The sequence below is a fragment of the Bacillus sp. SIMBA_154 genome (assembly GCF_046536015.1).
In the GTDB taxonomy this organism is placed as follows: domain Bacteria; phylum Bacillota; class Bacilli; order Bacillales; family Bacillaceae; genus Bacillus; species Bacillus pumilus_P.
This window is the reverse complement of record NZ_JAWJBV010000026.1, coordinates 1-22072: the sequence shown is the minus strand read 5'-3', so window position 1 is coordinate 22072 and position 22072 is coordinate 1. Positions and strand designations below refer to the sequence as shown.

Here is a 22072-nt window from a genome sequence, read left to right as displayed (position 1 = left end):
TTTTCTCTATTATAAAATGAGGAGATGTAAATTTTAAGAAAAAAATAAAGCTGTCGAGATTTTCTCGACAGCCTGAGGCTGAAAATCAGCCTTTTTCTTTATGTGTACAGCGGTTCTGAATAAACTTCAGCAGCAGCAGCCTCTGAAGCATGATCAATGTACTGCAGGAGCCCGTATAAACATTTTTCAACATCTGCATCGTTTCGGTTAAATTGATACGCATGTAAGAAATGCTCAATACGTTTCGAGAGCAAGTCATCTCGCGTACGTACCATAAGAATAAGTAAATTATCCCATTGCGAGCGATGCGTATAATAAAGTGCCTTATCATAATCCGCCACATTCATGAAACCTTCTCCTTTCCCTTGAGAAGTCCTCATTAGTTTGCTCGGATCATATCGACTTTTTCAGGGGAAAAGTTGGTGTCCGCATGAATCGCGTACCGGAAATTATAGGCTGAATAAATGCTTCATGTATGAAAAAGGGTCGTTCAGCAAAACCTAATCAAAATATACATGAAAGTGAGATCAATGATATCATGCAGCCGAAATTGTGGATGCTTTTTGCAGCAGGAATGGTTTTGCTCGGCAGTCTCATGATCCATCCTGCATCAAAAGCAGCGGTGCAGCCCGTTGAAAATTGGGAAAGACTTGCTTATACAGCGTTGCAAGATGAATATGAAGGCGCCGCTTTAAACGACTATCATTACATTGGACGATCAAAAGTAAATGATGAACAGACAAAAGATGTATTTCGCGTGACGGTGAAGGAAGGATCGACCCTTTTTGCAGCACACGCAGAAATTTATTTTCACCCGGTGACCGGACATTTGATTAGTATTAATGTGTTTCGGTTATAAAAAAGCACCTCTTTTGATAAGAGGCGCTCAGCGTGTAGACAAACCCTCGCATTCTGTGTCAGTCCTGCGTGCCGGTGCTCACGAATGTCGAATTCGCTCCGCTCCTCGTTCTTCCTAGACTGTAAAGGTTTTCTATCACGCTGAAAAGAAGACAAAGGGCTAAAATAAAGATCATTTTAGCCCTTTGTCAAACAACACGAATTCAATTATTTCATGCTTCCTTGAAGATATGAGCGAATATCCACACCGAGTGAATCTGCTAAACGCTGTCCGTAATCTTCATCTGCACGATAGAAATTGCAGATCGCAAGTAATTTTGTTTTTTCATTTACACCTTTGAGATCAGCTGTTAGGTTTTTGATCAACGCTTGTTTCTCTTCCTCAGAGTAGCTTCGATATTTTTCCCCAGCTTGTTTGAAATCGTTCGGTTTTTCGATTTTTTGTCTCACCATACGGTCACCGTGAAGAACAGGCTCACTTTCTTTGTAGTGAGGGTTTTCTTTTGGCTGATCCTCGTAACGGTTTGGTTCATAGTTAATATGACCGCTTGGACGAGTCGTTGTCATAAAGCCATCCTGCTGGTTATTTTGCACAGGTGCATAAGGGCAGTTGACTGGAATGCGCATGTAGTTCGCACCAAGACGGTGACGCTGCGTGTCTGGATATGAGAAAAGACGACCTTGAAGCAGTTTATCTTCAGACGCTTCAATACCTGGGACTAGTGCACTTGGCGTGAAAGCAGCTTGTTCTGTTTCAGCAAAGAAATTTTCAGGATTGCGGTTAAGTGTCATGCGTCCTACTTTTTGAAGCGGATAATCTTCCTCGCTCCACGTCTTTGTTGGATCACATGGATCATAATCAAGTTCATCATAATCGCTAAGCGGCATAAGCTGAATATATAGGTCCCAGGCTGGATAGTTGCCTTTTTCAATGCGATTATAAAGATCTCTTGTCGCATGCTGGAAATCGTTTGCTTGAATTTCTGCTGCTTCTTCCATGGATAAATTGCGAATACCTTCTGATGGTCTCCAGTGATATTTCACATATTTGGTTTCTCCATATTTATTCACCCATCTAAACGTATGGACACCGGAACCGCGCATTTCTGCGTAGTTGGCAGGGATTCCTTCGTCAGAGAAAAGCCATGTAAGCATGTGAGTAGATTCAGGTGTTAAGGTCATAAAATCCCAATAACGGTCAGGATCTTGGATATTGGTTACAGGATCTGGTTTAAGAGAGTGAACCATATCAGGGAATTTCAATGCATCACGAATAAAGAAGATCGGCAAGTTGTTACCAACCAAATCGAAGTTGCCTTCTTCTGTATAAAATTTCACAGCGAAGCCGCGCGGGTCACGTAATGTTTCAGGTGAACCTTTAGGGTGAATAACCGTTGAGAAGCGAACAAAAACGTCTGTCTGTTTCCCTTCTTCACTTAAGAAGGCTGCTTTTGTATGTTTCTCCATGCTATTTTCTACTTCAAACACACCATAAGCGCCGGCGCCTCTTGCATGAACGACACGCTCTGGAATACGTTCACGGTCAAAGTGTGCAAGCTTTTCAATCAAATGGTAATCATCGAGAAATGAAGGTCCACGGCGACCAGCTGTTCTTGAGTTTTGGTTATCTCCAACAGGCACGCCTTGATTCGTTGTCAAATTTTTATGATTTGAGTTTGTCATTCTTTTCTCCTCCTGTAAACAAAAAAATGGTTTCTAGCAATCTATATACCCTAATTATAGTGAATCAAACATGATAGTCAATATTTATTTATAATAATTTTAAATAAATTATTATTACAAGGAGGTAAAGAAAAAGACGAAAGAAATGAAATTCTTTCGTCTAAAGGAGGAGCTCTCTTAGAGCATCTTTGTTTTGTGTTAAGTCTTTTAATGTGTATTGGTCAAGAACGCGTAAATAAGCAGTGAGAGCTTCGTGAAGCACATGCTTTAATGAACAAATCGGGGAGATGATACAGCTGTTTTTCTTTGGATCAAAGCATTCGACCATGACTAAGTCTTCCTCTGTATAGCGGACAACCTCCCCAATGTTAATGCTTTCTGGGCTTTTCCCCAGCCTAATCCCGCCATTTCTCCCGCGGATTGTTTCCACATACCCGCATTTTCCAAGATGGTAAATCACCTTCGTTAGATGATTTTTAGAAATGCCATAAATATCGGCAATCTGCTGAATATTTGACAGTTCATTGTTGTCTCTTGACGCTAAATAAATGAGTACCCTTAATGAGAAATCTGTATAATTCGTAAGTTTCATTTGGACGACCTCTAAACCTAATAGAGTTTTGTATCATCGTAACACATTTTAGACAAGAACTGGTCGAGAAAGTGTTAAATGTGAGAACATTTAAAACATGTATTATAAATATTGCTTTTATAAGCCGTCATCCATTAAGATAAAGATGTATTTAAAATACATCTTTCGAAAGAAGGAATAACGATGTTATCCACAGATCAAATGAACGCGATTAAACAATCAGCCCCTTTACTAAAAGCCGAGGGAACAAAACTTGTGACTGTTTTTTATCAAAATATGATCAGGCAGCACCCAGAGCTTCTCAATCAGTTTAATAAAACGAACCTCATGAACGGAAGTCAGCCAGAGGCGCTTGCTGCGACACTATATCAAGCTGCACTGCACATCGATCGATTAGAACAATTGCTTCCTGCGGTGAAACAAATCGCCCATAAGCATGTCAGTGTCATGGTGAAAAAAGAGCAGTATCCAATCGTCGGGTATCACCTCATTAAAGCGATGAAAGAAGTGTTTGGATTAACTGAGCAGGATGACACATTATTAGCGTGGAAGGCCGCATATGATATCATTGCGAATATATTTATCACGATTGAAGCAGAAATGATGAATGAAAATGTGAAACAAAAAGGCGGATGGGCAGATGTCAAACCGTTTGTCATCAAGAAAAAGAAACAAGAATCTCCAGCGCTTATCTCTTTTTATTTAGTACCAGAAGATGAATCAGAGCTTCCAATGTATGAAGCGGGTCAATACATTACTGTGCAGGCAGATATGCCGGGCGAAGCCTATGTGTGCAGCAGACAATACAGCTTATCAGATCAATATCACCCGTCTTATTACCGCATCACAGTAAAGCGTGATGGTCATGTGTCCACATTCTTGCATGATGAAATGGAAGAAGGGGGCGTTCTTCAAGTGAGTATGCCGCAGGGAATGTTCTGCTTGCAAGAAGACACAAAAGAGCCCGCTTATTTCATCAGTGCCGGTTCCGGTGTCACACCAATGGTAGGCTTAGTGAAAACAGCAGCTCACAGCAATCAGCCGTTTACGATGATTCATGCAGACCGATTAGAGGATGTAACCGCTTTTGAAAAAGAGTTTGAAAGCGTTCTGGCTTCATCTTCTCTTGGCCGCATCATCCTATGTAACGAGCAATTTGAACAGTCCGGAAAGGGCGAGCTAGTTGAGAAGGCGGCTTGCCGGATTGACCGTCCATTCCTGCAATCAGTAATTAGAGAAGGGAAAGGCCAGTTTTATCTATGTGGTTCTGCAGCATTTACACAGGAGATGATCCATATCCTAAAAGAGATGAGAATTCCAGAACAGAATATACATTTCGAAGCATTCGGCGGGCAATCCATGAAAGAAATGGAAGTTGTCTAAACGAATGGCGGAACATCATGTTTTTTTAGATACGCTCATATAGTAGGGATAAGTCCGATGAGGAGGGATGGTTTGCTTGAGCGTATCTGAAAAACGTCTTTTACAAAGAGCCATTGATGAAATTACAGAAATTGCAGAAGGATTTGGTCTAGATTTTTATCCGATGAGGTATGAAATCTGTCCCGCGGAAATTATTTATACGTTCGGTGCATACGGAATGCCAACACGATTTAGCCACTGGAGCTTTGGAAAGCAATTTCATAAAATGAAGCTTCATTATGATTTAGGGTTAAGCAAAATTTATGAACTGGTGATCAATTCAAATCCTTGCTACGCCTTTCTACTAGATAACAATACGCTTGTTCAAAATAAATTAATTGTGGCTCATGTACTGGCACACTGTGATTTCTTCAAAAATAATTGCCGTTTTCAAAACACAAAACGAGATATGGTAGAAAGCATGGCTGCGGCGGCAGAGCGAATCAAAGAGTATGAGCATATCCACGGAACAAAAGAAGTCGAATCCTTTTTAGATGCGGTATTGGCTCTGCAGGAGCATATTGATCCGTCTCTTGTTCGTTCAAAATTAAGCTGGAATATAGACGATGAAGAAGAATATGAAGAGGATAAACCAAAACGTCAAACACCGTATGATGATTTGTGGGGAATGGATGAGCCAAAGACGCGTGAGAAAAAGAAAACCGTCCAGCAATTTCCGCCAAAGCCAGAAAAAGATATTTTGCTCTTTATTGAAGCGCACTCCAGGGAGCTAGAGCCGTGGCAGCGGGATGTACTGACCATGCTTAGAGAGGAAATGCTCTATTTTTGGCCGCAGCTGGAAACAAAGATTATGAATGAAGGCTGGGCATCGTATTGGCATCAGCGGATTATGCGTGAGCTCGATTTAGATTCAAGTGAATCGATTGAGTTTGCGAAATTAAATGCAGGCGTGGTGCAGCCATCTAAGACGGGTATCAACCCTTACTATTTAGGGTTGAAGATATTTGAAGATATTGAAGAGCGTTATGACAACCCATGCGAAGAATTAAAAAAAACAGGGGTGACAGAAGGGTCCGGCCGCAGCAAAATGTTTGAAGTGCGGGAAATTGAATCGGATATTTCCTTTATTCGAAACTACTTAACAAAAGACCTTGTGATGAGAGAAGACTTGTACTTGTTTCAAAAGCAGGGGAGAGACTATAAAGTCATTGATAAAGAATGGAAGGCTGTTCGTGATCAGCTTGTGAGCATGAGGATCAATGGCGGTTTTCCTTATTTGACCGTGATCGATGGCGACTATTTGAAAAACAATGAACTCTATATCAAGCATTGGTACGAAGGCATTGAGCTCGACCTGAAATACTTAGAAAAAGTGCTCCCGTATTTGTATCAGCTGTGGGGAAGAAGTGTGCATATCGAGTCAGTTCTTGAAGGAAAAGAAGTGATGTTTTCATACGATGGAAAAGGGGTTCATAGGAAATATCTCGCATAAAAAAGATCAAAAAAAGATGTCTGCTTTAGGACATCTTTTTTTGTGTTTCACAAAGTTATTGGTTTTTTAAGCAATTTGAAAATGTGCTTAGCTTGATCTGTATTTTCCATGAGACCTTTTAGCTGCTGGCTTGTTGGTCCATACGCATAAAATGGTACTTCATCACCTGTATGACCTGATGTTGTCCAGCCTGTATGTGATCTCGTGTTGATGACTTCTTCAATCGCATCATCAATCTGAACAACATCTTTTGTTTCAGCTGCTTTTTGAATAGAAGCAATTTCCTCTTTTGTGAAATCAAGTTCAATATATTGTTTGAGCGCAGACTCAACAGTCATGCCGCCTGCGATTTTGTCTGCAATAAAATCAGGTGTCTTTTTCGCTGCTTTTACAGGTTTGTAATCCCAGCTGCCGGAGCCGTCTGCCCCGAAGGAAAGTCCGCCAGTGGAATGATCCGCAGTCGTAATGACTAACGTATTTTTATCCTTTTTTGCGAAACGAATGGCTTCTTCAAATGCATTTTCAAAATCCTTTACTTCACTCATGGCACTGACAATATCATGGTCATGTCCCGCCCAGTCAATTTGACTGCCTTCGACCATGAGGAAAAATCCTTTTTTGTTTTTAGATAGCTGTTTAATAGCTGAGGACGTCATATCTTGTAGAGAAGGGGTGTTTTTATCGCGATCAATGGCTTTATCGAGACCGCCATCAGCAAAAAGACCTAATACTTTTTGGTTTTTGTTTTTTTGCAAGGCTGCTTTGTTTGTGACATAATCATAACCTGCTTTTTTGAATTCCTTCGTCAGATCACGATCCTTGCGAACAAAATCGATAAGTCCTCCGCCAAGCATGACATCGACTGTATGCTGTTTCCCGATTTTCTCATCGAAGAAATTATCGGCAATGGCTGCTGTGTTTTTTCTAGACACATTGTGGGCGGCATACGCAGCAGGCGTAGCATTGGTTAATTCAGATGTCACGACAAGACCCGTAGACTTTCCTTTGCGCTTTGCTTCCTCTAAAACTGTTTTTAATTTTTTGCCGTTTTTGTTTACGCTGATGGCATTGTTGTATGTCTTTTTACCAGTCGCCATGGCTGTACCGGCCGCTGCTGAATCGGTGATGTTACTTTTAGAGTCGTCAGGGTACGTTTTGTGCATGCCAGTGAGGTAAGGGTCAAACGCTGTTTGCTTTGAAAGGTCTCCGTTGTGTTTAAATGAGCGGTAAGTTGAAAGATAAGGTGTTCCCATGCCATCTCCAATTAGCACGATCACATTTTGTACGTCATTTTTTGGTTTCTTTTTCGCTTCAGCTTTGTCAGCCTGTCCAAATTCAATTCCTGAAAAAATGCCAATCGATAGCACAGATGCTGCTGCTACAGCAGCTATTTTCGTTTTCGAGCTTTTCAACACACTCATTCATTTTGCCTCCTCATTGTTTATGTATCGCTCTTACGTTTACAATGGTAGAGCAGAAGTGTGGATTCCATTTTACAGCACCGTAAAGTTCGCTTTAAAATTGTAAAGGTCCACTTTACATAGAATGAACCAAAAAGAGAAATGAATGTATCATTTATCCATGCCAGGATGCATTCGTTTTGTCATGATTGTGTAATAAAAATGAAATAAAAAGAACCCTAAAAAAAAATAAATTTTGCCGAATTAATAAGCATAATGTCGTAGGAAGTCAAGACTATTTCTTCTGGTATTTGATCCTTATAATAGAAAGTAGATAAAAATTCGGATCACGATAGATACATACAGGAGGAACAAATGAAAAAACAATTGATCACAGCTGCAAGTGCAGTTCTACTTGGGACGACATTATTTGCCGGAACTGCCTCAGCACAATCAGTAAAGGTTCAAAAAGGTGACTCTCTTTCTGTTCTAGCGAAAAGATACAAAACAACCGTGAGCAAGATTAAATCAGACAATAAGCTGAAATCTGACATGATTTATGTTGGACAAACGTTAAAAGTAAATGGAACTTCCTCGAAAAAAACAACAACAAAAGTAAAAGCGGCTTCAGCGACAGCCACTCATAAAGTTGTCAAAGGTGATACACTATCTAAAATTGGCAAAAAGTATGGGATGACAGTGAAAGAGCTGAAATCATTAAATAAACTCAAAACAGACCTCATCAAAATTGGACAAAAGCTAAAGGTGAAAAAGACGTCTAAAGCGAAGACAACACCTGTCAAAGGAAAAACAGTCTCTACTTCTTCATTAAACAAGTCTAAGCTCGTATCAGATGCTAAAGCACAGAACGGTACACCATATAAATGGGGTGGAACGACACCGAAAGGCTTTGATTGCAGCGGGTTTATGTGGTATATCATTAACAAGCAAAAAAAGATTTCAAGACAAACAACAGAAGGTTTTTGGGGCTCGATGAAGAGCGTCTCAACACCGAAGGTTGGAGATTTTGTGTTCTTTACGACATATAAATCTGGTCCATCTCACATGGGTGTCTACATTGGGAACAACAAGTTTATCCATGCTGCTTCTGACGGTGTGACGATCAGTGATATGAATTCAAGCTATTGGAAGCCGATTTACCTTGGAGCGAAAACATTTGTTAACTAATCTATTCAAAGAGACTGCTCATGAAGCAGTCTTTCAGCGTGTAGACAAACCCTCGCATTCTGTGTCAGTCCTGCGTGCCGGTGCTCACGAATCACAAATTCGCTCCGCTCCGGTACTCGTCCTTCCTAGACTTCAAGGGCTTTCTATCACGCTGAAAAGAAGACAAAGGGCTAAAATGAAGATCATTTTAGCCCTTTGTCAACAATCTGAGAGACTGCTCATGAAGCAGTCTCTTTTTTCATATATCATTCGCGCAACAGGAGTGGACCTTTATTATAGTTCACTACCAGTCTAAAGGCTTTTAAATAACATGAATACGGACTCGCTAAGGGGAGTCTTATTTTTATTCAATCATCATTTATAAGCTTGGCGTCATCACATATGTTCGTTTCTTCATCTGGCTTGCTATCGAATTGATTTGTGTATTCTTATATTCAAGAAAGCAACTCAGAATTAAATAAGAAATAAATGGATACACAGAAAAAGCCAGTGCTACTTGGTGCAGTCAAGTAGCACTGGCTTTTCATTTTGTGAGTCATTAAAAACCTAACTGAAGATCTACATCAATTGATACGATGGCATAGACGCAAACAATGACAAAGATATTCAGTACGACACCTAGGAAACCTGGGCCCGTACGGCCTTTTTTGATGAACAGTTCAATAATGCCAAATGGAACTGCGGCCATTGCAAAAGGAAGCATTTGAAAAGAATAAAATGTCACATTGCTGATAATGGCGAGGTTCAGCATGAGCAGGGATAAAATAGCTGTGCCGACAGAAATCCAGCCAAATACATTATGCTCTTTAAAAATTCTTATCAATTCCATAATTCCACCTCGCTCACTTTTGCCGTTTTAATGTGTTTTGTCTTCACAAATTTCTCAATTTCTTTAGAAGGACCTGTGACAACAGAGCCATAAATCGTGACACCATTTTGATTGATATAGCGTATTCGGTTAGACAGGTCAAGTTCAGGTCTGCCGGAGATCGTTTTTGCCCAGGTTGGATGCTGATTGACATAGGCAAGGGCATCTTTGAATTGATCTACCTCTGTTTTTGATGTGTGCTGAAGCTCTTTTAAAAATTCGGAGTCTTTCCCAGGAAAACCGATCGGGCGCTGATTCCTACTTAATGAATCCTCTGTTTTAATCGCATTCCAAAGCACTTTCATATCATATTTTTTAGCCAAGGAATAAACGTCCTTTGGTGTGTAAGCTTTGTCATAGGATACATACACTTCACTCACTGTTCCTTCAGGAAGCTTGTCTAAAGTCGTGAGTGTTTGTTTTTTTGATGCATCTGCCTGCGTAGAAGGGTGGGTAAAGAAATCCTCCGTATTACGTGCACTGTCACCATAATAAGAGATTGTAGGCTGTTTTAATTTATCGAAAAACATTTCAATTTGTTCACTGCCAATGGCTTCTGTTTTATTGCCAATTTGTTTTTGCAGCTTAAGCTCTGTGTTCATACCAAACAGCTTGACCTGTCCTTTTAAATCCTTCATATCAATGGCCACGTTTGGTTTTGTCAGAGCGACTGTCACAGCAGCTGTTTCCATGAAATGATTGCCTTTGCTCTCTGCTCCGCCAACTCCGTAGTATAGATAACTTCCCAATGTACAAAGTGGTAAAATAATGAGTGTAGATATGACAGCAAGTACGGAAATACGTAAGTAAGACTTTCTTTTTCCGTATTGTAAAATGGCTTTTTGCTTTTCAGGACTGATGGAGAAGTCTGTCCAATCCGAGTCATTCAGCTCCTGACTTAAGCGCTTTTCATTTTCTTCAAGCTCTTCTTCAAACGCCATCATTTCTTCCTCATTCATCTCGCCATTATTATATTGTTCCCATCGCTTGTTAAACTCTTCATTCATCATTAACACCTCTGTTGTAAAGTGCTTTTAGGCGCTGCCTTGCACGAAATAAAACACTTTTAAAATTTGCTTCAGTAATATTCATGACCTTGGATGCTTCCTTGTAATTCAGTTCTTTTAAATAATACAATGTCAACGCTTCCTTGTAGTTATCTGGAAGCTGCTCCAAATACATGGTGAGAACTTCTTTTATTTCAACCTGTTCAGCAGGGCTTTGTACAGACGTTTGTAAAAGGCCGCCAATTAGATCATCCGATATGGTCACTTCTTTTTTATGTTTCCTGACATAATCAATAAAAGCATTTCGTGCCACCTGAAATAACCAAGGTTTCACTTTGCTATGGTCGTAGGAATGAATATGTATATAAGCACGCATAAAGGTTTCCTGCAATAAGTCTTCCGCCAAATGTTTGTCTTTTGTCATGGAGAGCAGAAACCTGTAAACATCGTTCATATACATTTGATAAATTTCATCGATCGTCACTGATTTTTCTCCCCTCTATGTTATACACGCATAAGAAAGGCATAAAGTTGCACGAAACTTCTCATAGGCCGTACATTACTCATCTCTTTCGCCGAATCAAAATCATTTCTCCTTATCATAGCGAAATTTGCTTCATTTATAAAGCATTTTCAATAGAACAAATCAGGAAAAACCTTCGAAAAACGACAAAATTGGACAATTCCTATTTTATTCTCTCCTAAAACCGCATGTCTGAATACAGAAGGAGCAAGGATTTCAAACGAAAAGCTGATTTTAGTGAGCAGCTTTTATTTTAGCGGCATCACAAAATTTTTAGTACCAGGTAATAAAAAATTTGTTATAATAGAAACAAATCCTTCATTCTTCAAACAAAGGAAGTGCACTATGTATAAATTTTCAGGCTATACCATCAAAGCATTTTTTGCTCTCCGAGGCGGAATCAAAGTATATCAAAAAGAAAATCTGCCAACGGATCGAGGTTTTGTCATTGCATGTACGCATGAGGGTTTTGTGGATGTTCTTGCACTAGGCGCAGGAATTCTTCCGTTTGAGATCCACTACATGGCGAAAAAAGAATTGTTTGCAAATAAATGGATCGGTGGATTTTTAAAAAGAATTCATGCCTTTCCAGTTGATCGAGAGAATCCTGGGCCAAGCAGTATTAAAACGCCCATTAAATTATTAAAAGAGGGAAAGATCGTTGGCATTTTCCCAAGTGGAACACGTACAACAGAAGATGTTCCTTTAAAAAGAGGGGCGGTCACCATTGCACAGCTCGGCAAAGCGCCAATTGTTCCAGCGGCGTACAAAGGACCATCAAATGCGAAAAGTCTTTTCAAAAAGGGGAAAATGCGCTTAATCATCGGGGAACCGATTGAACTGTCTGAATTCGATCATCTGCCGCCAAAAGAAAGATTAGGTGCTATGACGGAAGTATTAAATACAAAAATTAAAGAACTTGAAGCTCAATTAATGGAAAAGGCATAAAAAAAACGACCACTTGCTTAGGGCAAGGGTCGTTTTTTCTTACGAAGCGCCTTCTTCGGCTGCTTCTAATAGTTGTTCATTTAACTTTTTGACTTCGATGTATACCACGTGGTGTCCATCGACTTCATTAATGATAAATTCATAGCCTTGTTCACGAATGGAGTCATTTTTCTCTACTTCATACTTCTGCGTGAGGAACCAGCCGCCAATCGTGTCCACTTCTTCATTATCAAGTGTAATACCTAACAGTAGGTTGACTTGATCCACAAGGACTTTCCCATCAAAGATGTAATGGTCTTCTCCCAGCTTACGCACTTCGTTGATTTCATCAATATCGAATTCATCACGAATTTCACCGACGATTTCTTCAAGGATGTCTTCAACAGTAACAAGACCTGCTGTACCGCCATATTCATCTGATAAGATTGCCATGTGTACACGTTCACGCTGCATTTTTAGCAGTAAATCATGAACAGGAACCGTTTCAATCACATGAATAATCGGATTCACAAATTTTTCGATCGTATCACTTGTAGAACATTCACCGCTAATGCACGCAGTGAGAACCTCTTTAATATTCACAACACCGATCATGTTGTCTTTATCGCCATCTTCAATTGGATAACGTGTATATTTCTCTACCTTGGTGACCTTCAGCATTTCCTCAATGGTAATATCGTGAGGGAAGCTGACAACTTCGGTACGAGGAATCATAATTTCTTTCGCCAGACGATCATCAAATTCAAAAATTTTGTTCACATATTTGAATTCAGACTGGTTAATTTCGCCGCTCTTATAGCTTTCTGATAAAATAATCCGCAATTCTTCTTCAGAGTGCGCCATGTCATGATCAGATACTTGCTGTAGACCAAACGCTTTCGTTAATAGACGAGCAGATCCATTTAATACCCAAATGAACGGGAACATCACCTTGTAAAAGATCATCAGCGGTCTAGCAAAAAGAAGGGATACTTGCTCAGCCTTTTGAATGGCGAGTGTTTTCGGTGCAAGCTCTCCAACCACAACGTGTAAAAACGTCATAATACTAAACGCAATAATAAAAGTGACAATGTGACTAGCTGATTGAGGAATTGACAGCTCTACAAACAGTGGAGCAAGCATATGCGCAATCGTTTCTTCCCCTAACCAACCTATTCCAAGGGCGGTAATGGTAATACCAAGCTGACAGGCAGATAAGTACTCATCAAGGTGAGTCGTCACATGCTTGACAGCAACTGCTGTTTTATTACCTTCTGCGATTAATTGATCAATTCTTGAGCTTCTTAAGCGAATGATCGCAAACTCTGATGCAACGAAAAATGCGGTTAAAGCTATAAGTAAAGCAACTATGAGTAAATTAACTATGTCCAATTAAGGCCTTCGTTCTGACTTTGAGAACGAAGGTAACACCTCCTGTTTAGTAAAAATTTTAACTTAACAGCAGTAAAAATGATTGGACAGCCGTCATTTTTTCAGGTGTAAGCTGCTCTTTTAGTTTTTCACGTTGTTCTGGTTGAAGCTGCTTACAACGTGCCAAAATGCGGTCCATATGCTCATTCATCTGATCGATATCAGAGGTTAAATGGACAAGTTCATCATGGTTCTCTTTTTGAGAAGGGAATTGTTCATTTAATCTGGATTTGATGTCAGAAAGAGCCAATCTCTGCTGTTTGCAAAGAACGATTAATTGTAATCGTTTTAAAGCATGTTCATCGTAATAACGATAATTTGAGCAAGATCTAACAGGCGCAAGCAATCCGAGATTTGTATAATAATCTACAGTTCGTTTCGTCACCTGTGCAATCTGTGCTAGTTCACCAATACGATACTTTTTCTCAGCCCCATCTGAACATCTCCTCCTAACCGTCACGTTATAGTTTATGAAAATAGTTTAATATAATTCTATGCTGAAATACAAGTTAATTGTTCATATTTCCTGCCAATAAGAAGAAACAGAGGGGGATTTCCCTCGTTCTAGGTTGTCCTGTCAAAAATAACATGACGATACAGGAATTTTCAGATTATTTATGGTAAAATAAATTGAATACCGTTTCATATATATGTAGATATGTAGAGAGGCGGATTTTACGTGAATCGGAGGTGGTTAAGTGGGACCCTCAAAGTAGTCTTATTTAATCAGTTAACCGTTTTGCAAAAGACAACATCATCAATCAGGAGGTGACTCCTTGTTCTTCTAAGAAAGAGCAAGGTTAAATGGACGATATTGTTAATCTGAGTATAGTTGGTGTTTTGATTGCTTTAACAGCTTTCTTTGTTGCATCTGAGTTTGCCATTGTGAAGGTGAGAAGTTCCAGAATTAATCAGCTTGTTGCCGAAGGGTCCAAAAAGGCCATCATGGCGAAAAAGGTGACATCAAGGCTAGATGAATATTTGTCAGCCTGTCAGCTCGGTATTACAGTGACATCACTCGGTTTAGGGTGGATCGGTAAGCCGGCAGTGAAAGAACTTTTGGTTCGAGGTTTCGGTTTGACAAACATTCCTGATTCAGCAATCAGCCTGATCTCAGCAACACTTGCGTTCTCTATTATTACTTTTTTGCATGTAGTCGTAGGTGAGCTTGCTCCAAAAACGCTCGCCATTCAAAAGGCAGAAAAAATGACGCTTTGGCTGTCAGGCCCGCTGCATGCATTTTATATCCTCATGTTCCCTTTCATTTATGTTTTAAACGGATCAGCCCGAGTGTTGACCAAAATGATGGGCATCGATATGGGCTCTGAAAAAGAACATTCCCATTCTGAAGAGGAATTGAAGATTTTATTATCTGAGAGCTTAAAAAATGGGGAAATCAACTCATCAGAATATAACTATATGAACAAAATTTTCGATTTCGATAATCGAATTGCCAGAGAGATCATGATACCCCGAAGAGAAATTTGCGCAATCCCAGAAGATATGCCATTAGACGATATACTGGCCATCATGACAAAGGAAAAGTATACACGCTTTCCAGTATTTTCAGGGGATAAAGACCATGTCATTGGCATGTTGAACAAAAAGCAGCTCTTTGCAGATATTGTGTATCAGGAAGAAAAAGATCAACTGAAGATTCAAGATTATATATATCCTGTGATTGAAGTGATTGACACGATTCCAATTCAGGAACTACTCGTCAAGATGCAGCGCGATAGAATGCATATGGCGGTGTTAACCGATGAATATGGCGGAACGTCTGGACTTGTTACAACGGAAGATATTTTAGAAGAGATTGTCGGAGACATTCGAGATGAATTTGATGAAGATGAGCAGCCGGTCATTCAAAAAAGAGCCGAACATCATTATGTATTAGATGGCAAAGTGAGATTAGATGAAATTCATGATTTGATCGAGCTTTCCTATCATGATGAAGAAATTGATACAATAGGCGGGTTAATCTTAAAAGAAAATATTGATATCCAAGAAGGACAGTCTATTTATCTTGATGACATTCGGATAAAGGTGCTGGAAATGGATGGACGCTATATTAAAAAGATCGACCTGAAGAAAGGCGTCACGTCATCGGATAAAGGAAACACACGCACTGGGCTTGATATAAAAGAGCCGCTGTTAGTAAACGAAATGACCTTGAGCGAAAAATAAGCTCAAGGTTTTTTTAGGTATTTAGTCTCTTTTTAACGAATGTACGTTCGTATATAATAAGAACAAACGTTCGTTAAGGGGGATGGACATGCTTTGGTATGAAACAGCAAGCAGCACGGAGAAAAAAACCTCAATGAAACGAATTGAGTTTCATTTGAAGAATTTCAAAAATTATCAGGCAGCAATCTTAAATATTGAAAGGCAGCTTGAAAAAAGAAATCCGCTTCATCAGGATCACATGACACGAAAAAAGTTAGAAGAACAGAAAAACCAGTATGAACTAATCGTTGCTTGTATTGAAACAGCACTAAAAGAATTGGATGACATAGAGCAGCAGCTGATTGATTACAAATATTTTAGAGATTGGCGGATGGCAAAATGTGCAATCGAAATCGGCTATAGTGAAAAAACACTTTTTTTAATGAAGCGCCAGTTAATGGATCAGCTGCTCATTAGCTTAGCCGCCATCACGAATATTTAAAAAAGGTGTTGTCCTATTTGATAAAACGCAGCAAAGAGACATAAAGACCCGATGATCGTCACAAATAAATAGACAGTGAGCTTTCCTATTTGATGCTGCATCAGCATGGTCGCAGACTCTACACTAAAAGTAGAGAATGTTGTAAAGCCGCCGAAAAACCCGGTTCCAATAATCACAAGCAGTGGATGATTGGCAGTCACTGCACCTGTCAGTAAACCTAAACCGGCAGCACCTAATAAATTGATAAGAATGATACTGTATGGGAAACGAGCATGGGAATGAGTTTTCTGAATCGATTGGCTGATGAAAAAACGAAGAGCACTGCCAATCCCGCCGGCAACAGCTGTATAAAAAATAATCATTTATCTGCTTCCTTTCTGCTGCTCATTTTGATGAAAGAGCTGCTGAGCGATCATAAGTCCAGATAAGGCAACGGCCACTCCGGCAATCACGGAGAGCAGGATGTACATCATGCTCAAATTGAACTGTCCAGCCTGTAATAGGAGAACAGTCTCTTTAGAAAAAGTGGACATTGTCGTAAACCCACCACAAAATCCTGTTCCGATCAAAGCAGCAAGATATTTTTTTCCCTTCTGAAATAGAAAGTATCCTGTCGCAAAACCAAGAAGCAGACTGCCCAAAATGTTTTCGATCATCGTTGCATAGGGGAATGTTTGGCTGACAACGGTTTGGCTTAGTTCATATCTGCAAAGTGTGCCAAGCAGTCCACCGATAAAAACGGCAAGGTAAGCTTTCATTTAGTCATTTCTCCTTTTGAAAAAATGGTGGGTGATCTGTCACCACTCCATCAATGGGGTATTTTTTTATCCGATTGGCTGTTTTTTGATCTTTCACTGTCCATATAAATACATCCATCCCGAATGAGTGGATGCGGTCTATCCACCATCTGTTGATCATCGTTTTCTTCATATTAAGACAATCCGCAAAGGAACTGTACACCGCTAATTTTCTTTTCGCCAGTTTTAAGGCGGAAGGTTTTATGATAAAAGCTGTTCGAAGAGAAGGTGCATAAGCTTTGACTCGTTGGAGTGCATTGTCATCAAAAGATTGAACCATGATATGACGGGAATAGGTAAACCGGTTGATGATGTCGACAACTGCCTTTTCAATCCCAATCTGCCGTTTTGGTTGCTTGATCTCAATCAGTATCCCGATGCGCTGTCTGTATCTTTCAAGAATTTCTTGTAATGTGGGGATTCGTTCGTTGGCGAACCGTTCATCAAACCAGCTTCCTGCATCCAGCTTCTTCAGCTGATCAAGTGTATAACTTTTCACTAAGCCGCTTCCGTCTGTCGTTCGATCAATGGTATCATCATGGATCACGGCTACGTGCTGATCCAATGTCAGCTGTACGTCTAACTCAATATAATCTGCCCCCTGCTGAACTGCTAAATCAAACGCAGCGATTGTATTTTCTGGGGCAGCGCTTGATGACCCTCTATGCGCGATAATATACACATGCTCCAGCTCCCTGACATTCGTTCTGATCTTATCATATCAAATGCTTTGCCGGTTTTCCTTCTTTACTATATGGAGAGGTGAGAGCTGTATGTAATAGTGAAATAGCATGTGCTGAGAAAGCATGTTGTATCAATATGAAAAGTTGTAGGAATATCCCAAGCTTTTATTGAGTAAATCTGAATAACATCAATTTTTCTTCGATCAATTTTGTCCAAATCGTCAGCATTCGTCAAAATATTAGTGCTTTCGTCATGTTGACTGAAAATTCTGATGTTTTATAATGATGAAAAGGAGGCGAGATGATTGGGTAAAGGGAGAATTAGAGTTGAAGAACGTATTAAGGTCGAAACCGATGCTGAAATGTTTAAAGCGACTCTCCTTGATCAGGCTCAGAAGAAAAAGTAGTTTGCTGCCCGTCGTTATGTCTCAAGCCAAAATTTCATAATTGAACATCATGCCTCGGGATAGGTTCCGAGGCTTTTTATATTAAGGTCAGACATTTAAGAGAGGACACAAACGAAGGTTATATTATAAACTAGAGAGGATTGTTTTAAAGGAGAGAGACAGACATGTTTACACAAAAATGGATGGATACATATTTTACAGTAGATATTGCGATCCAAATTGGCATTAGCCTTTGTATTTTATTGCTTTTTTTATTGCTTCGGAAAGTATTTACGAAGTACTTATTTCACCTTCTCTTTAGGCTGACGAATCGGTCTAAAACCGAGGTGATTAATCAAATTGTTGTGGCATTCGAAAAACCTGCCAGACTGTTTTTTGTGGCACTTGGTTTATATTTTGCATTAAGACAGGCACCATATTTTGAGCATCATATGGATGTCATCATCAAATTTTATAGATCCTCTATTATATTGATGCTGACATGGGGGCTTTGTAACTTAACCGCTGCGTCTTCATTCTTATTTCAAAAGGTGAATTCGAAGTTTGAATTAGAAATGGATGATATTTTAGCACCTTTTTTATCAAAGGTTCTTCGTTTCATTATTATTGCATTAAGTATTAGTGTCATTGCACAAGAATTTAATTATGATGTGAACGGGCTTGTGGCAGGACTTGGTCTAGGTGGACTAGCCTTTGCGCTCGCTGCGCAGGATACAGTGGCGAACTTTTTTGGAGGGATTGTCATTATTACAGAGAAGCCTTTTACGATGGGCGATTTTGTAGAGACACCAAGTGTACTTGGGACTGTAGAGGACATTACGTTTCGAAGCACAAAATTTAGAACACCTGCTGAAGCGGTGGTGACAGTGCCGAATTCCACCCTTTCAAAGGAGCCAATCACAAACTGGACGAGAATGAATAAACGTCAGATTACGTTCTCCGTTCGTGTGTCCTACAATACACCAAAGGAAAACATTGATAAGTGTATCAAACGCCTTAAACAAATGCTTCATGAGCATGATGGGGTTCATAAGGAAACGATCATGGTGAATCTCGATGTACTGGCAGACAGCTATTTGAGCTTATTTTTCAACTTTTACACGAACACGACGGCTTGGGCTGAAAACCTCGATATGAAGCAAGACATTAACTATCGCATCATTGATATTTTCCATCAAGAAGGTGTAGAATTTGCTTTCCCTGGACAGACCATTTATATGAAACAAAAGGGTGAGAAACAGCTGGGGGAATAAAGGAGGAATTGTGAGTGGATCAAACAAAGGTGGCAGCGCTAAAAGAGAGATTAACGCAGGCCTCACATATTACAGTCCTTTCAGGAGCTGGTATGAGCACAGAGTCGGGTATTCCCGATTTTAGATCAACAGGTGGCTTGTGGACAGAAGATACCACTCGCATGGAGGCGATGAGCCGGTCCTATTTTTTATCACACCCTCATCAATTCTGGCCGAAATTTAAGGAATTGTTTCAGATGAAAATGAGTGGAGAGTATGAACCAAATGATGGACATGATTTCTTAGCCAACCTTGAGAAACAAGGAAAGCACGTGGATATTTTTACCCAAAATATTGACGGCCTGCATAAAAGGGCGGGAAGCCAGCATGTCTATGAACTGCATGGTTCCATTCAAACAGCCACTTGTCCATCTTGCCGGACGACATATGAACTGCCTTATTTATTAAAAGAAGAGGTACCGGTTTGTCAAAGGGTCTCCTCAGGCCGCCGCACGTGTGGACGTGTGCTCAAGACAGATGTCGTCCTTTTTGGAGATATGGTGAAGCATTTTGATCAAGTGGAGAGATCGCTTCAGCAAACGGACATGCTGCTGGTTATGGGAACTTCCCTAGAAGTGGCGCCAGCACGATATATTCCAGAAGATGCAGCCCATCATCCTTCCATCTTCAAGGTGATGATGAATTTGAGTGAAACAGAATACGATTCGCTTTTTGATCTTGTCTTTCATGAACGGATTGGCGATCTCGTGAAAGCTCTATAAATCATCAAAAAACCCGCATCCAAAAGGTGCGGGTTTTCTTTATTGCTGCAGCGGCTTCATTGTTTCATCAAGGACTTCAAATGTATAGCCCTTTGCTTTTAGCTGTGTGATCAAACTGTTTAAGTATTTTGCGGTAGCTGGCTGATCATGCATTAATATGATTTTTGGTTCTTTCGGGTGTTTTGTCTCTAGCACTTGCAGCTGATTCAATACCTCTGGTACATATTTTGAGCTTTTATATTTCCAGTCAAGGCTATCAATTGTCCAATCCCAGTATATAAAGCCTTTTTGTTTTAAACGTGCTTTTTGCTGATCTGTTAAATTGGGGGAACTGCCATAAGGTGTTCTCACAAGATGTGTATACTCACCTGTGACAGAAGCCAAAATGCGCTGATCTTCTTTCATCTCGTTTACTGGAGAATCACTTTTTTGATAAAAGCGTTTCACATCATGCGTGATGCCATGAAGCCCTAATTGATGACCTTCTTGATGAAGCCTTTTAACAGCTGCTGGGTGTTCTTTGATCTGGGGCCCAAGCATAAAGAATGTAGCCTTCACTTGATGCGCTTTTAGCACATCTAACAGCTGATTTGATGTAGCAGTAGGACCATCATCAAAGGTTAAAAAGATCGTTTGATCCGTTACATGTTTGTTTGGATTGATCTTAAAATGTGCATCTAGTGTTTTCGGAGAATCATCTTTTGCTTTCAGACTTGTGCTTGTGTCTCGGAATTGACTGCTCGCAGACATTTCAGCCGGCTGGTCTGCTGCCTGCATATTGGTTTTAGACATATCCCAAATGAAAAAGAGGATCAGTGATAGAATCACTAAACCAATCGCCTTTGAGAGCAGCATCGTGTTTGAAGGTGTCTGTTTTTTCGTAACCCGTTGCATTACAATCGCTCCAATAAATCAAAAATTTGTGTCGAATCATGTAGTGGATTCTGTCTTTTTCCGCTGTTTTTTGTCGTGCTCATATGGAGTAAGTATACAGGAAAAAAGAGCCTATGAATATAGAAGATGCTAAAAAATTGGAATCTTTTTGGTTATGAATCTATATTTGTTACAATAGGAGGTTATCGATTTATGTTCGTATGAAATAATTCTGATTAATCATTGAAACGTTTACATTTATCCGCTAAGATAGCATCAGACTCAACCATTAAAGCAAAGCGAAGGGGAGATTCCATATGAAAATATTGTACAATGGAGATTTCATTGAAAAAAAAGATGCACATGTTGATATTGAGGACAGAGGTTATCAATTTGGCGACGGAGTCTATGAGGTCATCCGTGTATACAATGGTACTTTGTTTACATTAAAAGAGCATACAGAGCGTTTGTTCAAGAGTGCAAAAGAAATCGGCATTCATCTGCAAGGTACAGTATCAGATATGGAAGAAAAACTAAAACAGTTAGTCGCTCACAATCAATTAACAGATGGCGGTGTGTATATTCAAGTCACTCGGGGTGTCGCACCTCGTAAACATCAATATGGTGATTCTCTCACTCCTCAAATCACGGCATATACGTTCCATGTGAAAAAACCTGTTCAAGAGCAGGCAGCTGGTGCAAAGGCCTTATTATCTGAGGATCTTCGCTGGTTAAGGTGTGATATTAAAAGTTTAAACCTGTTATATAACGTCATGGAGAAGCAGAAAGCGTCTGAAGCCGGTGCGTTTGAAGCGATTCTCATCAGAGACGGTTTTGTGACCGAGGGAACCTCCTCGAATGTATATGCCGTCATTGATGGCGTAATTCGTACTCACCCAGCAAACAATCTCATTTTAAACGGCATTACCCGTAGAAAGCTGCTAGAGATATGTGAGGAAGAAGGATGCAGTGTCGAAGAAACCCGTATAAGCAAAGAAGAGCTACTGCGCGCGCAGGAAATTTTCATCAGTTCGACGACTGCTGAAGTCATTCCAATTGTTGAGATAGATGGTCAGCGAGTAGGGGAAGGCGTTCCAGGAGAGATCACGAAGCGTGTACAGGAAGGTTTCCAGAAAAAAATTAAACATGAAAGTGAAGCATCCATTTCTTCATAAAGAAAAAGGCTGTAAACCAACGTTTACAGCCTCAGATTGTAGAGAAACTCATGTTTTTCTACAATCTTTTTTATTTTTAACGTATGTATGAAGAATGAAATGT

At 39.9% G+C, this 22072-nt stretch carries 25 protein-coding genes; 12 read left to right on the top strand and 13 right to left on the bottom strand.

Translation table 11 applies throughout. The features are described 5' to 3' along the window. Positions 1-98: 98 nt before the first annotated feature. Positions 99-347 carry a YhdB family protein gene (locus R0K30_RS20040; protein WP_230030982.1) on the bottom strand — a complete coding sequence of 83 codons (249 nt, stop codon included), beginning with the start codon at positions 345-347 and terminating at the stop codon, positions 99-101. Between the two features lie 191 nt (positions 348-538). Between R0K30_RS20040 and R0K30_RS20035 the strand changes: the two genes are divergently transcribed. Beyond that, positions 539-859 (top strand): YqzG/YhdC family protein, encoded by a 321-nt coding sequence (locus tag R0K30_RS20035; RefSeq protein WP_410612473.1) that lies wholly within the window; start codon positions 539-541, stop codon positions 857-859. A 206-nt stretch (positions 860-1065) separates the two neighbouring features. On the opposite strand, the gene R0K30_RS20030 is transcribed toward R0K30_RS20035, so the two are convergent. Next, positions 1066-2541 (bottom strand): catalase, encoded by a 1476-nt coding sequence (locus R0K30_RS20030; RefSeq protein ID WP_410612471.1) that lies wholly within the window; start codon positions 2539-2541, stop codon positions 1066-1068. Between the two features lie 160 nt (positions 2542-2701). Further along, complete coding sequence (locus tag R0K30_RS20025) at positions 2702-3133, bottom strand: Rrf2 family transcriptional regulator (protein WP_410612469.1); 432 nt, start codon at positions 3131-3133, stop codon at positions 2702-2704. Positions 3134-3316: 183 nt separating this feature from the next. On the opposite strand from R0K30_RS20025, the gene R0K30_RS20020 reads away from it, so the two are divergent. After that, positions 3317-4516, top strand: a complete 1200-nt coding sequence (locus R0K30_RS20020) for a globin domain-containing protein (RefSeq protein ID WP_410612467.1) — start codon at positions 3317-3319, stop codon at positions 4514-4516. Positions 4517-4583: 67 nt separating this feature from the next. Next, a complete protein-coding gene (locus R0K30_RS20015; RefSeq protein ID WP_410612465.1) occupies positions 4584-6008 on the top strand; it encodes a SpoVR family protein in 1425 nt (474 codons plus the stop codon). 47 nt (positions 6009-6055) lie between these two features. Here the strand turns inward: R0K30_RS20015 and R0K30_RS20010 are convergent, their stop codons facing one another. Continuing rightward, on the bottom strand, positions 6056-7429 hold the full coding sequence (locus R0K30_RS20010) for an alkaline phosphatase (protein WP_410612463.1): 1374 nt from the start codon (positions 7427-7429) through the stop codon (positions 6056-6058). Positions 7430-7783: 354 nt separating this feature from the next. On the opposite strand from R0K30_RS20010, the gene R0K30_RS20005 reads away from it, so the two are divergent. Further along, positions 7784-8596 carry a C40 family peptidase gene (locus tag R0K30_RS20005; protein ID WP_099728855.1) on the top strand — a complete coding sequence of 271 codons (813 nt, stop codon included), beginning with the start codon at positions 7784-7786 and terminating at the stop codon, positions 8594-8596. Then, positions 8586-8891: a hypothetical protein gene (locus tag R0K30_RS20000; protein ID WP_230030979.1), complete on the top strand. Its 306-nt coding sequence runs from the start codon at positions 8586-8588 to the stop codon at positions 8889-8891. Before R0K30_RS20005 ends, R0K30_RS20000 begins: the two co-directional genes overlap by 11 nt. Before the next feature lie 243 nt (positions 8892-9134). Here R0K30_RS20000 and R0K30_RS19995 read toward each other — a convergent pair whose 3' ends face one another. From R0K30_RS19995 to R0K30_RS19985, 3 genes are read right to left on the bottom strand one after another with little or no spacing between them, the layout of a single operon-like run. Beyond that, positions 9135-9425 (bottom strand): anti-sigma factor, encoded by a 291-nt coding sequence (locus R0K30_RS19995; protein WP_410612460.1) that lies wholly within the window; start codon positions 9423-9425, stop codon positions 9135-9137. Beyond that, entirely contained in the window at positions 9416-10471 is a 1056-nt protein-coding gene (locus R0K30_RS19990) for an anti-sigma factor (RefSeq protein ID WP_410612458.1), read from the bottom strand. The genes R0K30_RS19995 and R0K30_RS19990 overlap by 10 nt, the downstream gene beginning before the upstream one ends. Then, on the bottom strand, positions 10464-10955 hold the full coding sequence (locus R0K30_RS19985) for a sigma-70 family RNA polymerase sigma factor (RefSeq protein WP_024425287.1): 492 nt from the start codon (positions 10953-10955) through the stop codon (positions 10464-10466). Before R0K30_RS19985 ends, R0K30_RS19990 begins: the two co-directional genes overlap by 8 nt. A gap of 384 nt (positions 10956-11339) precedes the next feature. On the opposite strand from R0K30_RS19985, the gene R0K30_RS19980 reads away from it, so the two are divergent. Then, on the top strand, positions 11340-11942 hold the full coding sequence (locus R0K30_RS19980) for a lysophospholipid acyltransferase family protein (RefSeq protein ID WP_099728819.1): 603 nt from the start codon (positions 11340-11342) through the stop codon (positions 11940-11942). A gap of 39 nt (positions 11943-11981) precedes the next feature. On the opposite strand, the gene R0K30_RS19975 is transcribed toward R0K30_RS19980, so the two are convergent. Beyond that, positions 11982-13313: a hemolysin family protein gene (locus R0K30_RS19975; protein WP_230030977.1), complete on the bottom strand. Its 1332-nt coding sequence runs from the start codon at positions 13311-13313 to the stop codon at positions 11982-11984. Between the two features lie 58 nt (positions 13314-13371). Further along, complete coding sequence (locus R0K30_RS19970; protein ID WP_099728817.1) at positions 13372-13812, bottom strand: MerR family transcriptional regulator; 441 nt, start codon at positions 13810-13812, stop codon at positions 13372-13374. Between the two features lie 344 nt (positions 13813-14156). Between R0K30_RS19970 and R0K30_RS19965 the strand changes: the two genes are divergently transcribed. Together R0K30_RS19965 and R0K30_RS19960 are read left to right on the top strand one after the other, a co-directional pair. Next, positions 14157-15539 carry a hemolysin family protein gene (locus R0K30_RS19965; protein WP_099728816.1) on the top strand — a complete coding sequence of 461 codons (1383 nt, stop codon included), beginning with the start codon at positions 14157-14159 and terminating at the stop codon, positions 15537-15539. 88 nt (positions 15540-15627) lie between these two features. Further along, positions 15628-16020, top strand: a complete 393-nt coding sequence (locus R0K30_RS19960) for a transcriptional regulator (protein ID WP_099728815.1) — start codon at positions 15628-15630, stop codon at positions 16018-16020. On the opposite strand, the gene crcB (R0K30_RS19955) is transcribed toward R0K30_RS19960, so the two are convergent. From crcB (R0K30_RS19955) to R0K30_RS19945, 3 genes are read right to left on the bottom strand one after another with little or no spacing between them, the layout of a single operon-like run. Next, the gene (gene crcB, locus R0K30_RS19955; RefSeq protein ID WP_410612453.1) at positions 16017-16382 is read right to left on the bottom strand and encodes a fluoride efflux transporter CrcB; all 366 of its coding nucleotides are present in this window, start codon (positions 16380-16382) and stop codon (positions 16017-16019) included. The two genes, R0K30_RS19960 and crcB (R0K30_RS19955), sit on opposite strands and share 4 nt — an antisense overlap. Further along, complete coding sequence (gene crcB / locus R0K30_RS19950) at positions 16383-16778, bottom strand: fluoride efflux transporter CrcB (protein ID WP_410612451.1); 396 nt, start codon at positions 16776-16778, stop codon at positions 16383-16385. Between the two features lie 4 nt (positions 16779-16782). Beyond that, complete coding sequence (locus tag R0K30_RS19945) at positions 16783-17499, bottom strand: glycerophosphodiester phosphodiesterase (protein WP_099728812.1); 717 nt, start codon at positions 17497-17499, stop codon at positions 16783-16785. A 306-nt stretch (positions 17500-17805) separates the two neighbouring features. Here R0K30_RS19945 and R0K30_RS19940 point away from each other — a divergent pair, with 306 nt between their 5' ends. From R0K30_RS19940 to R0K30_RS19930, 3 genes are all read left to right on the top strand, one after another. Then, positions 17806-17907, top strand: coding sequence for a YhdX family protein (locus tag R0K30_RS19940; RefSeq protein WP_008359843.1), 102 nt, complete (start codon positions 17806-17808; stop codon positions 17905-17907). Between the two features lie 164 nt (positions 17908-18071). Then, positions 18072-19160, top strand: coding sequence for a mechanosensitive ion channel family protein (locus R0K30_RS19935; RefSeq protein ID WP_099728811.1), 1089 nt, complete (start codon positions 18072-18074; stop codon positions 19158-19160). Between the two features lie 29 nt (positions 19161-19189). Continuing rightward, the gene (locus R0K30_RS19930) at positions 19190-19921 is read left to right on the top strand and encodes an NAD-dependent protein deacylase (protein WP_373605150.1); all 732 of its coding nucleotides are present in this window, start codon (positions 19190-19192) and stop codon (positions 19919-19921) included. 39 nt (positions 19922-19960) lie between these two features. Here R0K30_RS19930 and R0K30_RS19925 read toward each other — a convergent pair whose 3' ends face one another. Continuing rightward, complete coding sequence (locus R0K30_RS19925) at positions 19961-20815, bottom strand: polysaccharide deacetylase family protein (RefSeq protein WP_099728809.1); 855 nt, start codon at positions 20813-20815, stop codon at positions 19961-19963. A gap of 296 nt (positions 20816-21111) precedes the next feature. On the opposite strand from R0K30_RS19925, the gene dat reads away from it, so the two are divergent. Then, entirely contained in the window at positions 21112-21969 is an 858-nt protein-coding gene (gene dat, locus R0K30_RS19920) for a D-amino-acid transaminase (protein ID WP_230030973.1), read from the top strand. The last annotated feature ends 103 nt before the right edge of the window (positions 21970-22072 follow it).